This window comes from Paraburkholderia sp. UCT31, from assembly GCF_014397655.1.
Classification (GTDB): Bacteria; Pseudomonadota; Gammaproteobacteria; order Burkholderiales; family Burkholderiaceae; genus Paraburkholderia; species Paraburkholderia tuberum.
Genome location: NZ_VZQP01000018.1, coordinates 1 through 19,556, shown reverse-complemented (window position 1 = coordinate 19,556; position 19,556 = coordinate 1). Strand labels below are relative to the sequence as shown.

The 19,556-nt window shown below is 59.2% G+C and carries 17 protein-coding genes; 1 reads left to right on the top strand and 16 read right to left on the bottom strand.

The annotated features are described in order from the left end of the window. Positions 1–7: 7 nt before the first annotated feature. The 6 genes from F6X40_RS16870 to F6X40_RS16845 form a co-directional block, all read right to left on the bottom strand. Positions 8–1,795 carry an O-antigen ligase family protein gene (locus F6X40_RS16870; protein ID WP_187628598.1) on the bottom strand — a complete coding sequence of 596 codons (1,788 nt, stop codon included), beginning with the start codon at positions 1,793–1,795 and terminating at the stop codon, positions 8–10. A 112-nt stretch (positions 1,796–1,907) separates the two neighbouring features. After that, the gene (locus tag F6X40_RS16865) at positions 1,908–2,369 is read right to left on the bottom strand and encodes a hypothetical protein (RefSeq protein WP_187628597.1); all 462 of its coding nucleotides are present in this window, start codon (positions 2,367–2,369) and stop codon (positions 1,908–1,910) included. A 261-nt stretch (positions 2,370–2,630) separates the two neighbouring features. Next, positions 2,631–3,044: a hypothetical protein gene (locus F6X40_RS16860; RefSeq protein WP_187628596.1), complete on the bottom strand. Its 414-nt coding sequence runs from the start codon at positions 3,042–3,044 to the stop codon at positions 2,631–2,633. Further along, positions 3,041–4,276, bottom strand: a complete 1,236-nt coding sequence (locus F6X40_RS16855; RefSeq protein WP_187628595.1) for a hypothetical protein — start codon at positions 4,274–4,276, stop codon at positions 3,041–3,043. Before F6X40_RS16855 ends, F6X40_RS16860 begins: the two co-directional genes overlap by 4 nt. Before the next feature lie 2 nt (positions 4,277–4,278). Beyond that, positions 4,279–6,003: a hypothetical protein gene (locus F6X40_RS16850; protein ID WP_187628594.1), complete on the bottom strand. Its 1,725-nt coding sequence runs from the start codon at positions 6,001–6,003 to the stop codon at positions 4,279–4,281. Positions 6,004–6,541: 538 nt separating this feature from the next. Then, positions 6,542–8,233, bottom strand: coding sequence for a hypothetical protein (locus F6X40_RS16845; RefSeq protein ID WP_187628593.1), 1,692 nt, complete (start codon positions 8,231–8,233; stop codon positions 6,542–6,544). A gap of 200 nt (positions 8,234–8,433) precedes the next feature. On the opposite strand from F6X40_RS16845, the gene F6X40_RS16840 reads away from it, so the two are divergent. After that, positions 8,434–8,712 carry a hypothetical protein gene (locus F6X40_RS16840; protein ID WP_187628592.1) on the top strand — a complete coding sequence of 93 codons (279 nt, stop codon included), beginning with the start codon at positions 8,434–8,436 and terminating at the stop codon, positions 8,710–8,712. A gap of 56 nt (positions 8,713–8,768) precedes the next feature. On the opposite strand, the gene F6X40_RS16835 is transcribed toward F6X40_RS16840, so the two are convergent. From F6X40_RS16835 to F6X40_RS16790, 10 genes are all read right to left on the bottom strand, one after another. After that, on the bottom strand, positions 8,769–9,896 hold the full coding sequence (locus F6X40_RS16835) for a hypothetical protein (RefSeq protein WP_187628591.1): 1,128 nt from the start codon (positions 9,894–9,896) through the stop codon (positions 8,769–8,771). 45 nt (positions 9,897–9,941) lie between these two features. Further along, a complete protein-coding gene (locus F6X40_RS16830; protein WP_262421473.1) occupies positions 9,942–10,952 on the bottom strand; it encodes a type II secretion system protein in 1,011 nt (336 codons plus the stop codon). Next, on the bottom strand, positions 10,909–11,997 hold the full coding sequence (locus F6X40_RS16825) for a type IV pilus twitching motility protein PilT (RefSeq protein WP_187628589.1): 1,089 nt from the start codon (positions 11,995–11,997) through the stop codon (positions 10,909–10,911). Before F6X40_RS16825 ends, F6X40_RS16830 begins: the two co-directional genes overlap by 44 nt. Before the next feature lie 2 nt (positions 11,998–11,999). After that, positions 12,000–12,851 carry a hypothetical protein gene (locus F6X40_RS16820; RefSeq protein WP_187628588.1) on the bottom strand — a complete coding sequence of 284 codons (852 nt, stop codon included), beginning with the start codon at positions 12,849–12,851 and terminating at the stop codon, positions 12,000–12,002. 28 nt (positions 12,852–12,879) lie between these two features. Next, positions 12,880–13,503: a type II secretion system protein gene (locus tag F6X40_RS16815; RefSeq protein WP_187628587.1), complete on the bottom strand. Its 624-nt coding sequence runs from the start codon at positions 13,501–13,503 to the stop codon at positions 12,880–12,882. Between the two features lie 41 nt (positions 13,504–13,544). Further along, positions 13,545–14,735: a type II secretion system F family protein gene (locus F6X40_RS16810; RefSeq protein WP_187628586.1), complete on the bottom strand. Its 1,191-nt coding sequence runs from the start codon at positions 14,733–14,735 to the stop codon at positions 13,545–13,547. Positions 14,736–14,745: 10 nt separating this feature from the next. Beyond that, entirely contained in the window at positions 14,746–16,482 is a 1,737-nt protein-coding gene (locus tag F6X40_RS16805; protein WP_187628585.1) for a GspE/PulE family protein, read from the bottom strand. 4 nt (positions 16,483–16,486) lie between these two features. Then, positions 16,487–17,008, bottom strand: coding sequence for a hypothetical protein (locus F6X40_RS16800; protein ID WP_187628584.1), 522 nt, complete (start codon positions 17,006–17,008; stop codon positions 16,487–16,489). After that, positions 16,941–18,563, bottom strand: coding sequence for a hypothetical protein (locus F6X40_RS16795; RefSeq protein ID WP_187628583.1), 1,623 nt, complete (start codon positions 18,561–18,563; stop codon positions 16,941–16,943). The genes F6X40_RS16800 and F6X40_RS16795 overlap by 68 nt, the downstream gene beginning before the upstream one ends. Positions 18,564–18,583: 20 nt before the next feature. Further along, positions 18,584–19,556 (bottom strand): type II secretion system protein GspD (locus F6X40_RS16790; RefSeq protein WP_222946098.1); only part of this gene is annotated, 973 nt, incomplete at its 5' end.

Below are 19,556 nucleotides of genomic sequence, written 5' to 3'. Positions count from 1 at the left end.
TGTCAGCTTACTTGACGGCCCCTGCCTCGATTTCGGCACGGAGGTTGCGCATCGGATTCTTCCACTGTGTCGGCTTTCTGTCCTGAGCGTTCTGGACCGCCGCGAGCGCTTCCGCTTTCTTGCCATGCATCATCAAAAGCTTGGTGTACCCGCGCAGTGCGGCGAAGTCGCTCGGGTCGATGTCGAGCGCGGCCTTAAGATACCCCAATGAGCGGGTATAGCGTTCGTCGGCAGGCAGGCCCGGATAAATGCCCACGACACTCGCTTTTCGGAACTGAAGGAGTGGCGAGGTTGCGTCAAGCGCGCTCGCCTTGTCGTAGTAGAACAGCGCGCGGTCAAGAAGCGCCTTTTTCTTCACTGGGTCCTTCTCAAGCGCTGCCTGCATGTGCGCGATGTGAGCAGTGACGAAGTACGGGTCGGACGCGAACGGGGACAGCTTGTGGATGTTCAGAAGGGCCTGGCTGTCGAGAATCCACGGGAACATCTTCGCTTCCTTGCCGGCGGGATTGCCAATGACAAGGCTTGGAACCAGGCCGAGATAGCACGACGCCGCGAAAAACGCGAGAACGGGCATCATCAAGGCGGCCGCGATTTGCTTGGGTGGCGACATCGGTGCCGACACTTCGTCCGGCTTCGAAAGCGCTATGAGACTCCCAAGCAACACACCAGACACGGTAACCATCCCCATGTCATGGAAGACAAAGTTGACGACGGCTTGAATCGCTATCACGAGCGTGCCAACCGCAAGGCCCGCCTCAACGCGCGGCGATGTCCGGCTCGCGGACTCACGCAGGCGGCGAATGGCGAAGAACGCGAGACCCGGCACGGCGAGGATGGCGAATAGACCGAGAAGGCCGCCGTCCGCTGCAGCTTCGAGGTAATCGTTGTGGGCGTGGTAGCCGGCCGAGTCGATGTCGGTGACGAGGCGATAGCGGGGATAGAAGCGATACCAAAGGCCAACACCGTGCCCGACCAGAGGGTGGTCGGCAATCATCTTGCCGGACGACTCCCACATCGCGACGCGAGAATTAAGAGAATCGCCCAAGCCCTGATGCTGCGCTAACTCGGTAACGGTCTTGTGCCGTGTGGAGACATGCCCAACGCCGAGGGAGACCGCTGCCGCGAGGACAATGACGATGACCTTGACGCCCAGACGCTCGCGCAACGCGAAGCCCGCGATAAGAATTGAGGCAGTGAGCGCAACCCACGCTCCGCGCGACATCGCGAAGTAGACGCAAACGAAGCCAAGTACCGCGCATGTTCCGAAAACGATGCGTGTCAGGCGACTCTCACTTCCTTTTGAGATGCCCAGCCAAACCGCCGAAAGCGCGAGAATCAGACCTGCGAACATGTTCGGGTCAGTAAAAGCGCCGTTGGGAAGGCCCTGCGCCGTGCCAATCTGGTAGATGGCGAGAGCGACAAAAACCATGAACGGTACGAGCAGCATCCCAAGGCACCGACGGACGACGTCGTGGCGCATATGGGAGAAAAGAAGCACACCGCCGAATAGCAGAAGCTGGTACTGGAATTCATACAGACTTATCCAGCGCGCGGGGCTGACAAAGAGGACGAGTCCGAGAATGGAAAGGAGCGCCAGCGCCGGCCACGCTACCTCGGGCGTTCGCAGCCGAAGTCCGCCTACTTCGCCGCGAGCGATTGCGCTGAAGGCTACGGCGCCGGCAAGCAGAAACGTCGGGACGGCCAGTTCCCAGTGAAATTCGTGGGCGAAGAGCGATAGTGTCGCGAATATGGCGAACAGCACCGGCGTCGCCCATCGTTGCAAAGCGAGGGTCATGAGTTCCTTCTGCACTGTAAAGGGAAGCAGGTATAGCGTGGTGATTTATTTGAGGCACAGAATACAAAAAACCGCCCCGAGAGGCGGTTTTTTGAGCTTTCGCTACGCCAGCTTAGTTGCTGGAGAATTGGAAGCTGTACGGTGCCGAAGCGCCGTAGCAGTCGACCTGGCGGCCGGCGGTTGCGCCGCTCGCAATCGTCGTGCTCAGGCCGGCGTTCTTCAGGATTGCCGTGCAGATGGACTGCGCGCCCGAGCCGTTCAGCGACAGCGTCACGTTGTTTGCTGCGGCGCCAGCGATGGCCCACGCGCCCGTTGCAGCAGCTGCCGGCGGCGTCGGCACCGTGCTGAGGTAGCTGCCGGTCTGCAGAGCAGCAGTCGTCGCGGCGAACGTGCCTGCGTTGTCGTTCGCGAACAGGGTGTTCGCGCCAGCGATTTGCTGAGCTTGCGACACGACCGTCGAAGCTGCGGCCTTAGCCGAGCCTTGCGAGAACGCGGAACCGCCGTAGTACAACGTTGCGAGTGCCAGGAGCGCAACGAGTGCGATGGAGATGATGGTGATAATCAGGGAAAACATTCAGGACTACTCCTTGTTCGGTTGTCGGATGCTTGCGTTCGTGCGCAAGACAAAATCGTATAGAGGCGCGTTCCCGGGTCGGGCGGCGTATTTTTATACACGCGCTTTTTTGGGCGTTCTTCGACGTTTAGAAGTCCGCTAAATGTAAGCAATAACGAAGAACGAAATTTTTTTGAAAAAGATGCGTCGTTTTGTTACCAGGCGCCCCGAAAACAAGAAGCCGGCCTCGCGGGCCGGCCAAAGAGGGCTAACGGCTTGCTCTTACTGCGGGTTTGCCGTGGTCGACGCATCGAGCGCGAACTGAACACCAGATTGCGGATTGCCTTGGGCGCCGGCCTTCACGCAGGTAAGGCCCATGCAGAAAGACTTCAGCGGCATGTGACACATCGCGATGGCCATCGTAGCTTCCTGGAGCTGGCGCTTGGGTTCGTCCTTCAGCCCCGTAACGGACGCGAAGATAACCTTGCCGTCGGCGCCTTCTGTCGCGTGAAATCCTTGTGCAGCCAATGCGTCCTTGCATCCCTTTTTATCGGGTATCCGCTGAACGTACTTTGACTCTTTCGCCGGAGGCTTGGTGAGCGCGAGATAGCCGGCCATTCCGAAACAGGAGAACCCTGCCAGCACGAACAGAACAGCAGCCGCAGTGTTCGCGGTTTTTAGCGCTTGAGGTGTCATTGCGTCAGTCCTTGGTTCGGTTGCGTGAGGCTCGTGGTCGCCGGGGGCAGCGACTTGTGAGGCGGGACCGGAGTCGCAGGCCGCTGCACACCTGCCACCTTCGCGGCTTGCAGGTTCTTAACAGCCTTGGCCGCTGGCGACGCGCTTTCTCGGTCTTGCGCACCCGACGTAGGCGCAGCCTCCGGAGCGGCCCGCTTTGTTTGCTCGTCCTGCTGAGGCTTTGGCATGTGCTTGGCGCCGGGAACCACGGCGGTATCGGTTTTCCACTTCTTCCCGTCATAGCGCAAGGCCGTGACGTATGTGTCGGCCGGACGCTTCAACAGCATGTCCCAGCGGCCAATCGGCGAATCCGGGTACGAGACGACGTCTTCCACAGCTGGTGGCGGTGGCTCGTAGGGCTGATACCTGGTCGCGTATGCGCCAATGAGTGCCATTAGCGCTACAGAAAGAAAAACGCCGGCCACGACCATGAGGCCCGTGTTTGTGCCGGCAATAGGCGCAAGCTTTTTCTCGGGGATGAGTCCCTGAACGAGCCAGTCCGTTTCAACGGCCTTGTAGCTTTCAGGTAGCTGGACGCTAACGAGGCCATCGGGCGTTTTGAGGACCTGCACCATACGAGTGGATGTCGCGATGTACACCCCGGTAAGCTCCTCGTGGATGTTTGGCGGCAGGCCCTCGTAGTACTTGAGAATTTTCTGAAGGTACGACCGGCCGTGGCCTCCTTCATGAATCTCGTAGGCGTAGCCTCCTTGGTACGGGTAGACCCCGAGATACGTGATATACGGCGACTCGCAATGCTTGTCCGCGACGCCGACCGCGAAGTACTCGGCGTCCTTCAAGCTCACGCCGGAGACGAAACCGATGAGAATCCGAATCGGCTTGTTCGTCTGCACGTAAGCGAGAAACTCCGCCGTCCCTTCTACGCTCTTCGTGTCGGGCTTCGCGAACCGCAGACGCATCCTGCGAATGCGGGCTGAGAGAGTTTCCTTCGGCTCGAGTTCCAGCACCCGCGCGATGTGCTCCTCATCTCGCTCGGGTTGCTCGAGCACGACATCGGCCAAATCGACGTTCTTGATGCTGAATTCCGGCGCCTCGCGTTGAGTAAGGCGATTGGCCGCCTCACCCAGCTCGATAGCCTGCGCAGCAAGTTCGGGTTCCACCGCGTCCATGGGCGCGCGCTTAACAGGCAGCAGCTTTTTGAACAGCGTGGTCATCGAATTCCGTTTGGACATGTTTACTCCTCCGCCGCAGGGGAAGCGGCGCTCAGCTTGTCATCCTGTTTAGCCGCCGCCGAGTGCCGGTGGGGCCTTTTCGCCGGAGCCGGAGTGGAGTCAGCGGCGGGCATCAGCTCGTCGCCGCCTTTTTCGTCCGCCATGGAACCGAGCATCTTGACTGTCGGGCGAATCACAATGAACATCGTTTGATGCTTGGTGGTGAGTGCCTTGCTCTCGAGCGCCGTATCGCGCAAGGCAAGGGGGGAAGTTTGGTTGCGTACCACGCTGTCATAGCTCAGCCCGCCAATGACGACCGTCTGTCCGGGATAGATGCGCAGAACGTCATTAAACGAACGCGTCGCAGTCGTCGGCTGTGTGAGGTTCCCGATTTGGTTACCAGCGCTCAGATTGTTGAATGCCAGGACCGCCTCGATATCCAGATTGAGCTTGAGGCTAACCATCATGGCGGCGGCGTCAAACGCTGGCGTTAGGTCCAGCGTGATACCGTCGTTAGCGGTAGCCGTCATGGAACTCCCCATGAGCGAGCTGCTGCCGCTTGAGGACGAGCTGGTGCCGGTCGATGACACCCCCACACCTGAGACGTATGGAATTTGCGTTACGGACTTCAGCGTGACCTTGTTGCCAGCCATCGTTTTGAGGACGACGTTCTGCATCGTGCTGGTCGTACCGTACGTCCCCAGGAAGTTAATCATGCCGGTCAGACTGAACACCCCATTGGAAACGATAGCACCCGCGCTGGAACCGGTCATCAACGCGGCTCCGTAAGTCGCGAGGGTGGTCGCCCCCGTGGTAATCGTACTGCTTGTATCTGACCCCGAGGTACCGCTATTTCCGGTGCTGCCGGTACTGGTTCCGCTGCTATTGACGTTGCTCGACCCGGAGGAAGTCCCCGACCCGGAGTTCACCGTCGAGCCGCCGGAACTGGTAATCGAGGTTGTCGTCCCGTTCGAGCTGCCGGTCGAGGGGGGCGTCCAGAGCGACTGACTGCCTTTACCAATGGCCAGCTGCAGACCGCTCCAGTCAATCCCCGTAGTGTCGTTCTGGTCCGTCTCGACTGTCACAACCGCGACCTGTAGCGTCACGAGCGCGGAGTTGCGTGCGACACGGTTGATATAGGCCTTCAGTTTCGTGAGGTCCGAGGGCGTAACTTCAAGCGACAGCATGCCGGCCTCAGACGAGACGAGCGCGTCTCCGCCGATGTTCATCGTCTTAAGGCCAGCGGCGATGGCTTTGGCCAGTGCATCGTCCTGCGGCATCGTGAAAGCGATGTGCTGCTTCTGGGTCACAACGATGACGCCGTCCTTCCAGGTGAACCATACGTCTGCGGCCGTACTGATGGCCGAAAGCATGTCACCAAGTCTGCCCTTGAAGTGAGGCATGAAGAAGGTCGCGTCGCCCGCTTTCGTGTCGCTGATAACGACCGAGAGGCCCAGATTACCGAGAATAGCCGTCAAGTCGCGAACGGTCGCATTGGGCTGAAAGTCCGCGTTGATTTTCTCCTTCTTGACGTCTTCAGGGAGCGAGAGCGGCGTCGTGATGACAAGCACGGGACGTCCTTCGCTTTCGAAGGCAGCCTCTGTCCACCGCTCCTCCGCTTCCTTTTTTACGCTTTTAGCCGTCCCAAGTTCGCCCTTGTGGCGGGGAACTTCCTTCAGAGGCGCATTCGAGCACCCCGCCAAAATAGCGGCCGAAACCGCAATAGCGCATGCTTTTTTTAACATCATGAGTCGGTCCGTTATTGGTTGGGCGCGGTAGGCAGGGGGCTGAACTGGTAGGAGTCGTCGATGCGAACGACGGTGTTTCCATTGATAGTTCCAACCTGCTTGATAACAGGGCCGCTCATGGATGCGCCTGGGCCGCCGGGCATGCCCCCCATTGGCGGCATCGATGGCATGCGCTGCGGAGGTTGTGCAGGCTTCGGCTCGGGGGCCGGCGCAGGGATGCCGCTACCCTTTGGTGCAAACGGATTTTCATTAGGCGGAGTCCCGGCAGGTGTCGCGTCGGCAGCAGCGGCATTACTGCCTGCGCCCGCTGCCATCGGCAAGGCATTTCCAGGACCCTGACCGGCTGCCGCCGGAGCTAGAGGAGGCGTGGGCGGAGGCGGCGTTTGGGCGCGTGCGCCATCAGCGAGAACAAGTCCCAGCAAGAGCAAAGACACATGTTTTTTCATTTGTAAAGCGGTTCTCATATTTTGGCGATGAGTATAGGGACGCGGGGGCACCCGTGCTCGGCACTGTTCCTTCTAGGGAATAGCCCTCTGATTTAGCCTTCCTTCCCAACGTCGTTCATTCCGTCGCCAGGGTGCGCGACTGGTTCCTCGGGTGCACTCGGCGAGGGTGAGGCGGACTCACTGGCCGGGGGCGGCGCAGCCGGCGGCTTCGGCTTGCGTAATAGCCCGGAGAGGTCATCCATCGAGAAACCGCCTGACGTGCTGACCGGCTCCTTCTCCACCGCGCGCTCCTGACTGCGCGGCGTGGTAGGCGCTGGCTGGGCCGCAGGCGCACTGGGGGCGGCGGGCGTCTGCGCGGGAGTGACCGGAGTCCGTGACGCGCCACCCGGCTGGGCCGGTGTAGCGGGTGACGGCGATACGGTGCCCCCGATAACAGCATTTGTGAAAAGCGGTCCCGCCATCGTGATGGCGTAAATCGAATCCTTGGAGGGAAGCTTGTCCTTGTGTTCGGCCGGGATGTCAATCACCAGGACGCCTTTGTAAAGTAGCTTCCCGGCGGTGATATTCCACAACGCGTCGCGGGGCTTGAGCTCGACGCCATCGACTTTCGTGACGAGCCAGCCGCGATTGTGGAGGCCTTTCATTAACTCAACGGTAAACGGGTGCAGCCCGCGTTTTTCCTTGGCGGCCAGTGCCTGACGAACGTCGTCGGGTAGCTTCGGCATAAGTGTTTCGCGCAATTTGATTTCCAGCATGAAAATCCGGTTGCCGACCTTCCAGCCAATTGCTTTCACGCCCTTGGGCAATCCGTCCTGAAAGCCGACCTGATTGAGCATGCCGAGGAAGGTGTCGAAAGCCAGCTCAGACGTTTCCTGCTTGGTAAGGACGCGTTCCAGTTCCTGGGTCGACGCCTTTTCGGCTGCCGCAACGGCCTTATACATGAGGCTGCGTGCGAGCCGGAGCTCCGACGCCCCACCCCCCGTGTCAATGAGCGAATCAGGCACGCCCTGATATCGCACTGCAAAGCTGACAGCCTGGCGGTCTTCCTGCGGTAGATTCCACCACGATTCCAGATTCGCGAGGTGGAGGGCGCTCTCCCGTTCCACCTGCTTCGTCCGAATCCAATTCCCTCCGCCATCCTTTCGGTACGCCGAGATATAACCAAGTTGTGAGGCGGCCGCGACGATGGCAGCGAGCGATGGGCGAGTTTTGTGCGATAACGCTTTTTCGACGGAACTCAATGCCATCTCGACGAGCGACACAGCGTGACCCTCGCCAGCAAACGCGTCAGGGTGAGCGGACAAAATACCGAGGATGTCGTTCAGCAAAGCGATTTCCGCCGGCGTGAACGAGGCAAACACCTCGTTGTCAGATGAGCCAAGGTCAACCGGTTCGCATTTGCTGCGAGGGGGGTGCGGGAGGTCGCCCAATGTAATGTTAAGGCCCCGAAACTTTCCGGTGCTGTTCTTCTCGCGCCTTTCGCGCTCGTCAGCTAACTTTCGGGCGCCGTACCACACGACACCGTTGCCTATCAGCGCGAAGACGGCGACGCCTGTCAAAATCGGTATGGTCCAGTAAGTGAGCACCTGCTTCTGCATGCTCAGGGCGTCGAAAATCCCGGCATCGCCTTCGGGGACGTGGAAGTGGACGAACGGGAACAACGCGGCGAGTGCCTTGAGCGATTGCAAATTGACCGCCGGCTGAGAAACCGACCAGTACAGCGCCGCCACTGTCCACCAGAAGCCAGCGACAAAAAAGAAACTTCGAAGGAGCTTGGAGCGCATACGCGGAGTCCTGCGGATTGAATGAAGCGTATAGGAAGGCGTCGGGCCAGTAACCGTAGCAGCCTGTCAAAAAATTGGCTTTACAAAAATGCACCACCCATTACGTTGACACGAGGCTTTACAATTGCTACCCTTATGAGATGGTTTTGTAAAGCATCGCCCAAGTGCGTTAAATCATTTCCCGTGAGGAGAGAGAGTTCATGTCGCAGGTTAAGAAGCGAAAGGTCGAGGCTAGCAAGCCGAAGAAAAAGACTGAGTACTGTTACAAGCTATATCGCGTAAAGCGCGACGATGGCAAGAGTACGACTGTGTCGATGGACCCGGTGCTGGTGATGCGGGCGACGGCGACGCTTGGCGATGACAAGGCGGTCGGTAAGGTAGTCCGCGAAGCGAGCCTTCGTTACACGAAGTCGACCGCGAAAACCAATCGCTCAGCTTTCTGCTCCGCACAACTGCTCAGGAGCATCTCCGGCCTGTAAGCGGCGAACCTTGGCGTGCAATGAAAAGGGCTCCTTATCGGAGCCCTTTCGCTTACTTAGCGGGTCGGCGGAAGTGGCGGCGGTGGCAGTGACGACATCGGCACGCGAACCGCAGTCGGGTTCGCCACGCCGGCGGGCAGGCTGCCCGGATATCCGGACTGAAGCGCTTTCGGGTCCACAGGCTTCGGGTCCGAAACCACTACCCTGGAGAGCGTCTCGTCGTGCACGCGCAGCATGCGGGAACCTACGCGCACGGTCTGGGCGTCGATTATGCTCAGCGTGCCGAAGGGAGTGCTTTCACCGTTCGCCACGACAGCCGTGTTGCCGTCGATGTTAAGGACGGCGGAGCCGTCGCCGTTGTTCACGATAACGCTGCTCAGCGCGACGGTAGGCTCTTTCACGACGACCGTTTCCGGTTGCTTTGCCTGCGTTTTCCCGCCACGCGCTGCTTTGCGCTTCTTTTTTGGTGCCGGTGACGGCGCAGGTTTCACCGGAGCGGGGGCGGGTTGCTGGGCGCCGGGGAGCTGCATGATTTCGGCCCGCTTTTTGATGGGCAGGTTAGCGATGTCGGCCTCGATAGTCGCCTGTTTAAGGTCCTCCTGCAGCAGTGCAGTGGTTTGTTTCGACAGTTCGAGGCGACGCTGGATGGTTTCGAGCTGGCGGGACTTTCCCGTGAACGGGTTCATCTTCGCGTCGCTGCCATCATTGGTGTCGTCGGCTTGCGGCGCTGCGTTGTCGGCCACGCGTTTGGCAAGGACGGCGTCGCTAGGCACCTGGCTCGCAGTGGATGCCGCAGTCGTAACGGCCTTAGCGGGCGCTGCTGCTTGCGCGGGCTTTCCAGCCGGTGCCGGCAACGGGGCTGCGCCTAGTGTCGCGGTCTGGGTCGCTGCCGGCGTGACCAGCGGGTGGGCCACCGGCGGGGGCGCCTGTACGGTTGGATGAGGAGGCGCAACGTTCGACACGGCCGGCGCAGGGCGAGGGTCGGTGGTTGCGCGCGGGGCGACCATGGCGCCATAGCTTGCAGGCGAGGCGGCTGTGCTTGCCGGCCCTATGCCCGTTGTGCTTGCGGCAGTCGCGACGGTGGCCGTCGGCCGCGCGTCGGTATTGATGGCGATGTCCATTTTCTCTGCATTGGCGTGTGCGGCGAGGCCTGCAAGAGCAACACAGAGCAGCGTTCGTTTCATGTTAGGTGGGCTCCACTTCGATATGGGGTGTATAGCGCTTCGCTTTTAGTAATTTCCCGAGACGACTTTCATCGCGAAATTGCCGCCTGGCCCCGGAACCGGTGCGTACAGGATTGCGGTGAATGGTGCGGACCCACCATTCCAGTTGGACCTCACGCATTGGCCTGCTGGACACTCGTTATAGTTAGCAAGGTAAATCGTGGTGTTAGTCTCATAGTCGGTCTGGGTGTCTTGTGCGGTCACGCCAAGTACAGAGAGCGCCGAAAAGGCCGAATAATTCTCCTGGCCCGCTGTGCCCTGGACCGAGCCGCTTGCAGAGTCCCACAGCCCGGTGGGGTTGGCCGCCGCGAAATAGTCAATGCTGATGTCGCGCGCCGAATTCGCAAGGTACTGCGTTGTGAAGTACGTGCCGTAAAGCGTTGCTAGCGTATCCAGTTTGTTTTGCGTCGAGGCAAGCTTTGCGACTTGAATCGACAGGCCGCTCACCATCACCCCCGCGTTATCGCCACCTAAGGACAACGCCCCGGTAGATGGGTCCATCCCCGTTCCCGGGTCGAGCATACCTCTGACGCCGGTCGAGACGATAGCGATATTGTGATAGTAAAGCGTCACGCCCGACTGCTGCGTTTGCAACTGGGGAGACACGAAAATGCAGAACTCATTCGAGCCTCCGTCCAGTCGGGCGGTGGTCGGACCTTCGGCGAGGTACGGGGCCATCGCCTGCCACGTCGCCGCGCTGTTCTGGCAGCGGCGGTCGCCCCCTATCGAGGAGGAGACAATCTGTCCTCCCGCCGCTAGTGATACAGCCGCGCCCGACGAGTCCTCAGCAGTCATCGCGTTCGCGCTATAGAGCAGAGTCAACGACGATTGAAGGTCGGACAGCTTGTGGTCGGTGTCGATTTTCTGCTTGAGCTTCATCCACGGCCCGAGCGTGCTCGCGAGCACGACGGAGATAAGCGCCATCAGCGCCATCGACACGACGATTTCGAGTAGCGTGAAGCCTCGTTGAGTGCTAGTACGCACCGACAAGCTCCTTGTCAAAAGCGTCCGGGTCATAAGAAAAGTAACGTGCGTCATCTACCGAAATGTCGCCCTTGCGCGCGCGCTCAAGCAGGTTACGGTTGAGCAGGACGTGCCCATCACCCGAACCTGTCTCCATGATGTTGAACAACTGGGCCGGCTTTCCTTCCTTGATGACCGAGCGCGAAGCGGGCGTGTTCACAAGGAGTTCGTAGCAAAGCGCCCGGCCTGTCTTGCCGCTGTCCGGGTTCACAGGCACGAGCACCTGCGAAAGGACGCCCAGCAGCACGGACGCGAGCGTCTGTTGAACATAGCCCTTCTCTTCAGCCGCGAAAAAGCTTGTAAAGCGCTCGATGGTTAGCTGCGCGGAGTTGGTATGCAAAGTCGCCAGGACCAGGTGTCCAGTGTTCGCTGCGCGCAAAGCCGCGTCGACCGTTACCCGGTCACGCAACTCGCCAATCATGATGACGTCCGGGTCTTCGCGCAAGGCCGCACGAACCGCCTTGTCAAACGTATCTGCGTCCTTGTGGCGCCCTACTTCGCGTTGGTCCACCTTACTGGACTTATGGCGGTGGCGATATTCAATCGGGTCTTCAACCGTGATGATTTTTAACCGCTTGTTCTTGTTCAGGTAATCGATTCCGGCTCCGAGCGTAGTCGTTTTCCCCGAACCGGTCGGACCCGTAACGAGCAACAAACCCTTGGACTGTACGAGCAGTTCGATAAACTTTGCAGGAAGGTTCAGGCTTTCGGCAGTCGGAATCTCTTGCGCGAGCTTTCGCAGCACCACGCCGAGCTTCCGTCCGTTCTGAAACAGAATGTTGCCCCGGACGCTGTAGGGGCCGACCTTCGTCGCGAAGTCGCGGTCGCCGCCATTCTTGTCCATCTCGCCGATGAGTTGCTTCGCATCCCCAAGTCCAACATCCGCCATGAACTGCTCGATAGCTTCGCGCGTCACGGGGTCGCCGTCGGAGCGATGCATATCGCTTACGCGTCGATACCAGAGTGGCTCCCCTTCTTCGATGTGAACGTCGGAAATCTCTGCGTCTTGCAGTATCGTGGTCAGCGTCGTCAGTAACATGGTTATATCGGTTGAAGTGCAAGCACAGTGTAGGAAGCGCCCCACGGCGTCGAAGTCCTGAATGCCATGCTGTAGGGTGGTGCCGCGCTGCTAGAGTCCTGAAGGTTCGACGTCTCGAGAGGCAGGCCCCACGGGTTCATCTGCGTACTCGCAGGAATGCCTAGCAGCGGCGGTACAGCCGTCGACCCAACAGCCGTGTATTGGTCGATGCAGGGCATCTGGTTCGGGTCGTCACAGTTACCATCAGGCGCCCGGAAGTAATTGATTCCGATGTCGTGGTCCGGGTCAAAGAGGGCCTTCGCCTTGAAGTACTCCTGCTCTTTTGCGGCAAGGTCGTTCAGCTGCTGCAAGGCGGACTGAAGCGCTTGCTGCTGCAGAGTGAGACCACTTACGAGGGCATAGGCGCGAGGGGCGCATGGCGCGGCCGCGTTCGGGCAGGAGTTGAACGTTCCCGTGGTGGCATCAAAGCTCGGCGGGTTCTGCGTGTCAGTGCTCGTGGGTATCCAGAGCGCGACTACCGTGTAGGCGACGCCGCGAGCGGACAATACGTTAGAGACGGCGGCCTGCATTCCCCACTTCGGAGTGATGCCCGCGAGCGATAGAAATTGAGATGGATTTCGGAAGCTGCCGCTCGTCGTGGTGCCGTCAACCTCGGCGAGGTTTGCGACATAGGCCGCCTCAACCTGAGAGGCGGCCGATGCAATAAAGGCTTTCTGATTCGTAAGAAGAGCGGCAACTTCTTTTTTTGCCAGCACGGTCGAGTAGCCGACGACGAAGCTGAATGTGACGACCGAGAGCAGCGCTACGAACGCGAGCAGGACGTAACCCTGTTGTCTGGCGGGGCGAAGAGCCATCTGGTCATCACTTTGGTCGAAAAACCGGTTAGCGGGTTTCGTCGTACAACAGGTCGAAGGTGCCGGTGGTACCGCCCGGAGACGCGCGGCACTTGGCAGTGTCAAACGTCACCGTAAGGTCCTCGCTGCCGTTGCACTCCTGGACCGCCTGCTTGATAACGTCATCAGGAATGTTGGTCGCATGCACGAAATACCGCGTGCCGGGGCCGCCCGGTTCCTGACCGAAGCTCAGCACGGCATTGGCCGTCACCGTGTCGACGGTAGCGTTGCCCGAGGCGTCGGCTGTAAAGCGCGTGACGTAGGGGCCATTCCACTGGCTGCCGTATGTTCGCGCGCAGTAGTTATTCGCGCTGTTCTGCGCTGAGGTGGTGTCGTACAGTGCGAACGGAAGGTTGACGAAACAGCCTGTGTCGACTTTCTGCCGCTCGTTTGCGTTGCCCAGTTCGCCCATCGCCGTGACAAGAGCCTGTGCTTTGGCACGCGAGCTATCGAATTTCATGCCAATAAGCGCGGCCATGATTGAGAGCAGAGCGAGGGCAATCACGATTTCCATCAGCGTGAAGCCGCCCTGCTTGCGAGAGTTTTGCATTTCCGGACTCCGGTTTTTGTTAAAGTGCTTGTTTGTATAGGAAGGTTTTTTAGATGGCGGCATTGCACTTGCGCGCCGTGGGACGCACGCCACGCAAGGACACTTTACAGCGCCGACAGCACAGTGGAGACGAGTGGGTAATACGTCACGGAGAACAAAAGGCCAACGCCGGCGGCGGTAATCATTGTTGCCATAATTTTCACGTTCTCCTTCAGCGAATCGGTAAGCGCCACGACGTCCTCATCGAGGTTCTTCACCATGTCACCGAGTCCGTCGACAACGTTGCCACCAGACACGGCCGACTTGACACCGGTGGAGACGAATTTTGGAAACCCAGCCAGAGCAATGGACTCATCGAGGGTTCGGCCGGACTCCATCAGTCGGCCGAGCCGCAGAAACGCTTCCCTGCTATCCACCCGCTTGGCCGACCGCGCGCACATCGCGCATGCTTCCCGTGCCATCATATTAGCGTTGTAAAGCAAGGCATAGCTGTTCCACAGGACCGCCTGGTCTGACTTTTCTGAGATGGCGCGCAGGCGCGGCCAGCGGTCCTTCATTCGAGAGAAAGTCGGTGATTTGAGGAAGGCGACAACGAAAAACGGAATTGCGACATAGACACAAGACGCAATAAAGATGTTGGCGTTGAACCAGGTCGCGAAGTCAAAGTAGCTCTGGTTGAATGTATCGAGGTGAAGCTTGAGATTCGTTTGTGCCAAGAACTTGATGGTGTTCGGCGCGACAAAAATCAGGGCGCCGTAAAAGAAGCCATACATCAGGAAAGCCATGAATGCAGGCATTTTGAAAATCGCGCTGACTGAGCGCCGCAGTTCGTACGATTGGCGAATTTCGCGAGCGAGCGACTGGAATGCCTGACCGGTACTCCCCGAGCTCTGGGCCGCCGCGATGACCATTGCGTCGCGCGCAGGGAGTTCGGCCGCAAGCATCGCTTCGCGCGGGTCCTGCCCTTCCTGCGAAGACTGACGCATAACCATGATGGCCTGGCGCAGTTTCTCGTCAGACACAAATTCGACGGCCGAGTCGAGTCCCTCGAGGAACGAACGATTGTTCTCAATACGCCGGCCCATCGTTGTGTAAAAACGGGCGAGGTCTGGCGGATTGAAGTCGGGGTTTATGAGGTTTTTGACGGTCGCGCCGAGGCTGAACGCCAGCCCCTGCGGGGCGAAACCGTTCTTCTTTAGCTTGCCGAACGCCAACGAGCGATTCCGGGCATAGACCACTCCCGAAATTCCCTTCCCGCGCGGCGTGCGCGCCTGATAGATGAACGCTAATTCCATAAAGTTTCCGTCATTCTTTTACTGCGACGCGCAGCACTTCGTCGAAGGACGTCAGCCCGTCGGCGACAAGGCGCACACCGTTCGACCACATGTTTGTGTAGGGTTTCATGCCTGCGGCGGCAATCTCAGAGGGCGCGGAGCCCTTTTCAATCAGGCCGCGCACGGTCGGAGTAACGCGCAACAACTCATAAATCATCCGCCGGCCGCGATATCCGGTGTAGTCACAGTGCGGGCATCCTGCGCCGGCCATAAATGGCGTCGCGCCTTGGGTGAGATAGGAAGAGTCCGCGAGTTCGCGCCGTGTCATCTCGCGCGTGTCTTCGACTTTGCACATCGAGCAAAGCAGCCGCAGCAGGCGCTGAGCGAGGATGCCGAGCAGCACTGAGGCCAGGGTCTGCTGGTCCACCTCCAGCCGCTTCAACCGCGCGAGGGCGAGTGATGCAGAGTTGGTATGCAAAGTGGTGAAAGCCAAGTGACCTGTGTTCGCTGCGTCCAGCAGGATTTGGGCAACCTCTGCGTCACGAACCTCGCCCATCAGAATCACATCGGGGGCATTGCGAAGCAGCGCCTTCAGCCACTTCTGGAACTCGGCACCTTCATTGGACGCGTCCTTGCGGATTTCGTATTGCTGCCAGAGGCCGTGCCGGTACTCAATCGGGTTTTCAATACTTTGTATTGAGCGCTCGACTGGGTCGATGCTCTTAAGCGCCGCATAAAGCGTCGTTGTTTTGCCGGAACCCGTCGGTCCGCTGACGATGACAAGGCCCGTCGCAGAGTTACACATCTGGGTAAGCGCCAGTTCGGTATCGGCGTCAAAACCGAGTTTCGGCAGCTGCGTCGCCGAAGACTGCTTGTCCAATACTCGAACAACTGCGTTCCGGACGTCCCGCGATTCCGTCAGTTCCAGCCGGAAGTTGTACCGGCTGGTGATGTCTTCGTATTTCCGCCGGTCTTCGTCGGAAAATTCAAGCACCGACTCCTGTGGCTCGCGGCGCAGGTCATCGACCTTTGCCCCGTTGTCTGTCACCAGTTTGTTCAGCAAGCGGTCGAAAAGGTCGGGGTCGATGGACCGGAATATGTTGCCCACGCCATTCACCTTTAGCTTCACAATGCCCACATGCTCGGACTTGTAAAGGTAAAGGTCGGACGCGCCCGAGTAGCAGGTGTGCCGAAGTAACGCGCCAAAGACGTCGCGAACGAGGCTGGAGTCCTCTTCCTCCCCTGCCCCGGCCCGAGAAGCCGCCTCCATGAAACGCTGGACAGCTTCATCAAAGACTGACTCCGTGTTGGCGAAATAGCGGCGGTAGATTGCCTGAATCGTGTGCTCGGATGCGATGACGAAGCGAATCGGTTCCCTGTAGTATTCGTTGCGGGCGTAGTTGGCGACCGTATCGTCGGGAATCGCTACGAGCAGGACGCCGTCGGCGGCCCTGCCGACGGGAACGAACCGCCTGAATTCGCCGAGGGGTATCTTCTCGAGTACCGAGCGCTCAAGGTTGTCCATCTCCGAGGCGGGAAAGAGGTCGAGGCCCGTTACCTTCGACATCGCTTCCGCGACCTGGTCTCCCGAAAGGAAGCCGAAGTCGGACATGATTCTTGGAAGTGGCTCGCCGGTAAGTCGTGCGCGTTGAATTGCGACGCGCACGTGCGACTCCTTAACCCCCAAGCCGAGCAAAATCTCCTGCATGGTCTGCAGGTTCATGAAGTCGGCGCTGACCGACGTCGGTTTGAGCAATTCAACAGGCATTTTCTTAGTTTCCGTAAACGCGCAAACCGAGTTCGAAGTTCTTGCCTTCGACCTTCAAAGCAACAATCGCAAGCGGCAGCGTGCGTAACGCTTTCAGATAGTGCGTGAATCCATCAAAATCGTTGTAGCTGCCGCGCACGTTCACACGAATCGACTGAACCCCCGTGGTCGGGACCTTTTCCTTCAGGAGGTCGGTTCGGGACATTCCCGAGGCGCCCGCCCTTTTCGCAGTGCTAATCGTGCCAACGGTGACGTCATATTCGAGGCGGTTTTTCATCACCTCGATGAGCGTCTCCGATATCTGTGTGTCGAGCACCACGCGCTCGGTGTCGGCCGGGTTCATCGTTGCCGCGAGTTCTTCGTAAGCGTGCGTGACGCTTCGCTCCTGCTGTTCTGCGTGTTGACGTTTAGCGGTCAAATCGGCAACCTGACTTTGCAGCCTGTTTCCGTAAATGACACTAGTCGTTCCTAAAGCCAAACAGAGGAGGATGAGGGTTTTGGCAGACCACTGAGACTTCGATTTCATTGAGGTTCCCGGATACGGATACTACGTCCCGACGGCAGCCATGCGGCGGCTGGATGTTAATCACGTCCAGAATGTCCGATGGTCTGGCCGTCGATTCGACGCTTGGCTTGTTGTTGAACATCTCTCCGTTGGTAACGGGGACGCGAACCACGTATTTAAACGAGTCCTGGTCCGCCGTCAGCTCGACTGTGGACCCTGGTCGCCAGAGCGCTGCTGCGCCGTTAAGGGCACTGTCCGTGTCTAGCGACATGGTTTGTGCAAAACGGTAGATACTCCCGGCTATCACCCCGCTGGCGCGCTTCTGCGTATCCTGGACCCTCGCGGTAAGAGTGTCGATTGCAGTCGTATTGGTGAGTACGCGCACATATGCCTGGCCCGCCCACACCATCGAGCCGGCTGCTCCTATCGCGGCAAGTGTTGCGACAGCCCGTACGACACCCGAAATGGGTATCCCTCGCCATACCCGCTCGTGCGGATAGAACTGGAGCGCGCCCGCAATGCCTAGAAAGTCCGCGTTGTCGAACAGACGCAGTTCCGCCTCAGCGCGCTTGATACGCCGGCTGGCCGCGAACTGCGTCAGCACGAACTCCATGTTGTCCGGGTTCAGCGTGACGTGCGGCTTGCCAATGCTCCCGTCGACATTCAGGCTGTTCAAAATCGACACGGAGGCGCCGCTTTTGGCATCGCGGAAGAGGAAGCCATAAATGAGAGGCTTTTCGGTGTCTGTGCGAGACTTGACCAGCATGTCCAGGGCCTGCTGGCCGGGCGCCATCTTGAAAGGCTTCTGCAGTGCGCGCGCCTCCAGGGTGGCATAGACGAAACCTAGGTCCTTCGTCCGGTTAACGATGTGCACCGGCTCCGAGATTGTCTCCACGGCGAGGTCCTCGGCGCCCTTGTAAGGGAGTACCTTGAGAGACTTGATGGCCCAGTCATCGCCGGAAAAGGAATAGACCTGCCGGGCTTCAGTCGATTCGATTTCGGTGAAGCCGTCGCTTGTCAGCTTCCAGAAGAACTCACGGTTGTTTTCCGCAAGGTAGATGCAGCATTCACCTTTCGTCGACGCGGTTTTGCGCCCGCGCACGAGCTCCTTGTGCATCGGTGCGTTGTCTTTCCGTTTTTTCGGCGCAGGTTTTTCACCTGAAACGGTCTGGCCGTCCGCAGTTGTCGGAGCGTCGGCGGCAGGTTTTGCCTTGCGCCGTGAAAAGAGTCCACCGCGCGTGGCGCTGCCCTTCCCTGCCCCAGATTCCGGCGCGTCGGTAGCGGTCAGGTCAGGCAAGCCTCGCTTGAGCTTGAGTCCGAGGACGGACTTCGTTTGCGGTTGCGCGTCCCCTTCAACCGGCAGCGCAGGCGCAAGGTCTTCAGGGACTTCATCGACCGGCAAAGCGGGCTCCTCGCGCGTCGTACTATCCGGCTTGCGGATGAGCTTGAGCAACGCGTTTTCCGGGCGGGCCGGCTGGGACTCGCCGGACGCGTTTTTCTTGCGACGCAGGGCGAATTCTTCCGAACCCGCCTTCGGGTCTGTCGTCTTGCCGCCGCCCTTCCCCTTACCGAACATTTAACGGTCTCCGTTTAGTCTTAGATAGATTCAGAGATAAGCGGGTCGTACGCCGGCGCAGGAATGATGTTCGTGCGCAGCAGAATCACCACCTCTTTTTCCTGGGTCGTGTTGTTGCGCCCGTCGGTCAGTACCGGCACTGGGCCGGGAGCGTCTTTCTTTACCGTCTGGCTGTAACGGATGCCGCCCAGAATGACGGTCTTTCCCGTTTCCGCCATCACCTTCATGAAGGTTTGCTTGCTCTGCTGAACCGGGGCCGTCAGCGTTCCGCCGTTGTTGCCCAGATTGAACGTCGTGAAACTCTGGATGGTCGAAATGACCGGCATCAGGGTCAACTGGACGTGCGTGTCATCCAGCACGTGGGGTTGAACGGAAAAGGAGATACCGTCAACCGCGAAGGAAGTGTTTCCGCTCGTCTGGGTAGTGCCTGAGACGCCCGTGGTCGTCGAGTTAACGCTACCGAGATACGGCATGCTGGTGCCATCAAAGAACGTGCTTGGCGTGTCATTAACCGCGAGGATGCGCGGCTCGGAAATGACCTTGGTGTCGGTGATGTTCCGCAACGCCTGGATAACCGCATTGATTTTGGCGCCGGTAAATTGGGCGGTCAGCGACGGATTCGTGATGGCTGAATTCCCGAAGCCGGCCGTAAGCGACCCGGCGCTGCCGAGGATGTTGGTCGCGCCGAGCACTCGCTGCCAGTTGATGCCGAACTGGAGGTCGTCCTCAAGCGACACCTCAACGATTGAAGCCTGAATGTCGACCTGCGTCATCGCATCGCGCGAAAAGTCCCGCAAGAAGCGGTCGACGCGCCGCAAGGCCTGAGCGTTCGAGCGCACCGTGATGATGCCGATGTCGGAAACGTTCACTTCCGCGTTTTTGCCAGCGACGTCCTCGATGACTTTCTTGATGCTCGCGAAGTTACTGCCTTCCTTTCCGTCAATAATGAAGTTGGCAGTCATGCTCGAGTTGGAGCCGCCGGAGCTTCCGCTC

Bases quoted from the DNA above. Each gene is read 5' to 3' on its own strand.
- F6X40_RS16870 (WP_187628598.1), bottom strand. From the start codon at position 1,795: ATGACCCTCGCTTTGCAACGATGGGCGACGCCGGTGCTGTTCGCCATA.
- F6X40_RS16865 (WP_187628597.1), bottom strand. From the start codon at position 2,369: ATGTTTTCCCTGATTATCACCATCATCTCCATCGCACTCGTTGCGCTC.
- F6X40_RS16860 (WP_187628596.1), bottom strand. From the start codon at position 3,044: ATGACACCTCAAGCGCTAAAAACCGCGAACACTGCGGCTGCTGTTCTG.
- F6X40_RS16855 (WP_187628595.1), bottom strand. From the start codon at position 4,276: ATGTCCAAACGGAATTCGATGACCACGCTGTTCAAAAAGCTGCTGCCT.
- F6X40_RS16850 (WP_187628594.1), bottom strand. From the start codon at position 6,003: ATGATGTTAAAAAAAGCATGCGCTATTGCGGTTTCGGCCGCTATTTTG.
- F6X40_RS16845 (WP_187628593.1), bottom strand. From the start codon at position 8,233: ATGCGCTCCAAGCTCCTTCGAAGTTTCTTTTTTGTCGCTGGCTTCTGG.
- F6X40_RS16840 (WP_187628592.1), top strand. From the start codon at position 8,434: ATGTCGCAGGTTAAGAAGCGAAAGGTCGAGGCTAGCAAGCCGAAGAAA.
- F6X40_RS16835 (WP_187628591.1), bottom strand. From the start codon at position 9,896: ATGAAACGAACGCTGCTCTGTGTTGCTCTTGCAGGCCTCGCCGCACAC.
- F6X40_RS16830 (WP_262421473.1), bottom strand. From the start codon at position 10,952: ATGACCCGGACGCTTTTGACAAGGAGCTTGTCGGTGCGTACTAGCACT.
- F6X40_RS16825 (WP_187628589.1), bottom strand. From the start codon at position 11,997: ATGTTACTGACGACGCTGACCACGATACTGCAAGACGCAGAGATTTCC.
- F6X40_RS16820 (WP_187628588.1), bottom strand. From the start codon at position 12,851: ATGGCTCTTCGCCCCGCCAGACAACAGGGTTACGTCCTGCTCGCGTTC.
- F6X40_RS16815 (WP_187628587.1), bottom strand. From the start codon at position 13,503: ATGCCGCCATCTAAAAAACCTTCCTATACAAACAAGCACTTTAACAAA.
- F6X40_RS16810 (WP_187628586.1), bottom strand. From the start codon at position 14,735: ATGGAATTAGCGTTCATCTATCAGGCGCGCACGCCGCGCGGGAAGGGA.
- F6X40_RS16805 (WP_187628585.1), bottom strand. From the start codon at position 16,482: ATGCCTGTTGAATTGCTCAAACCGACGTCGGTCAGCGCCGACTTCATG.
- F6X40_RS16800 (WP_187628584.1), bottom strand. From the start codon at position 17,008: ATGAAATCGAAGTCTCAGTGGTCTGCCAAAACCCTCATCCTCCTCTGT.
- F6X40_RS16795 (WP_187628583.1), bottom strand. From the start codon at position 18,563: ATGTTCGGTAAGGGGAAGGGCGGCGGCAAGACGACAGACCCGAAGGCG.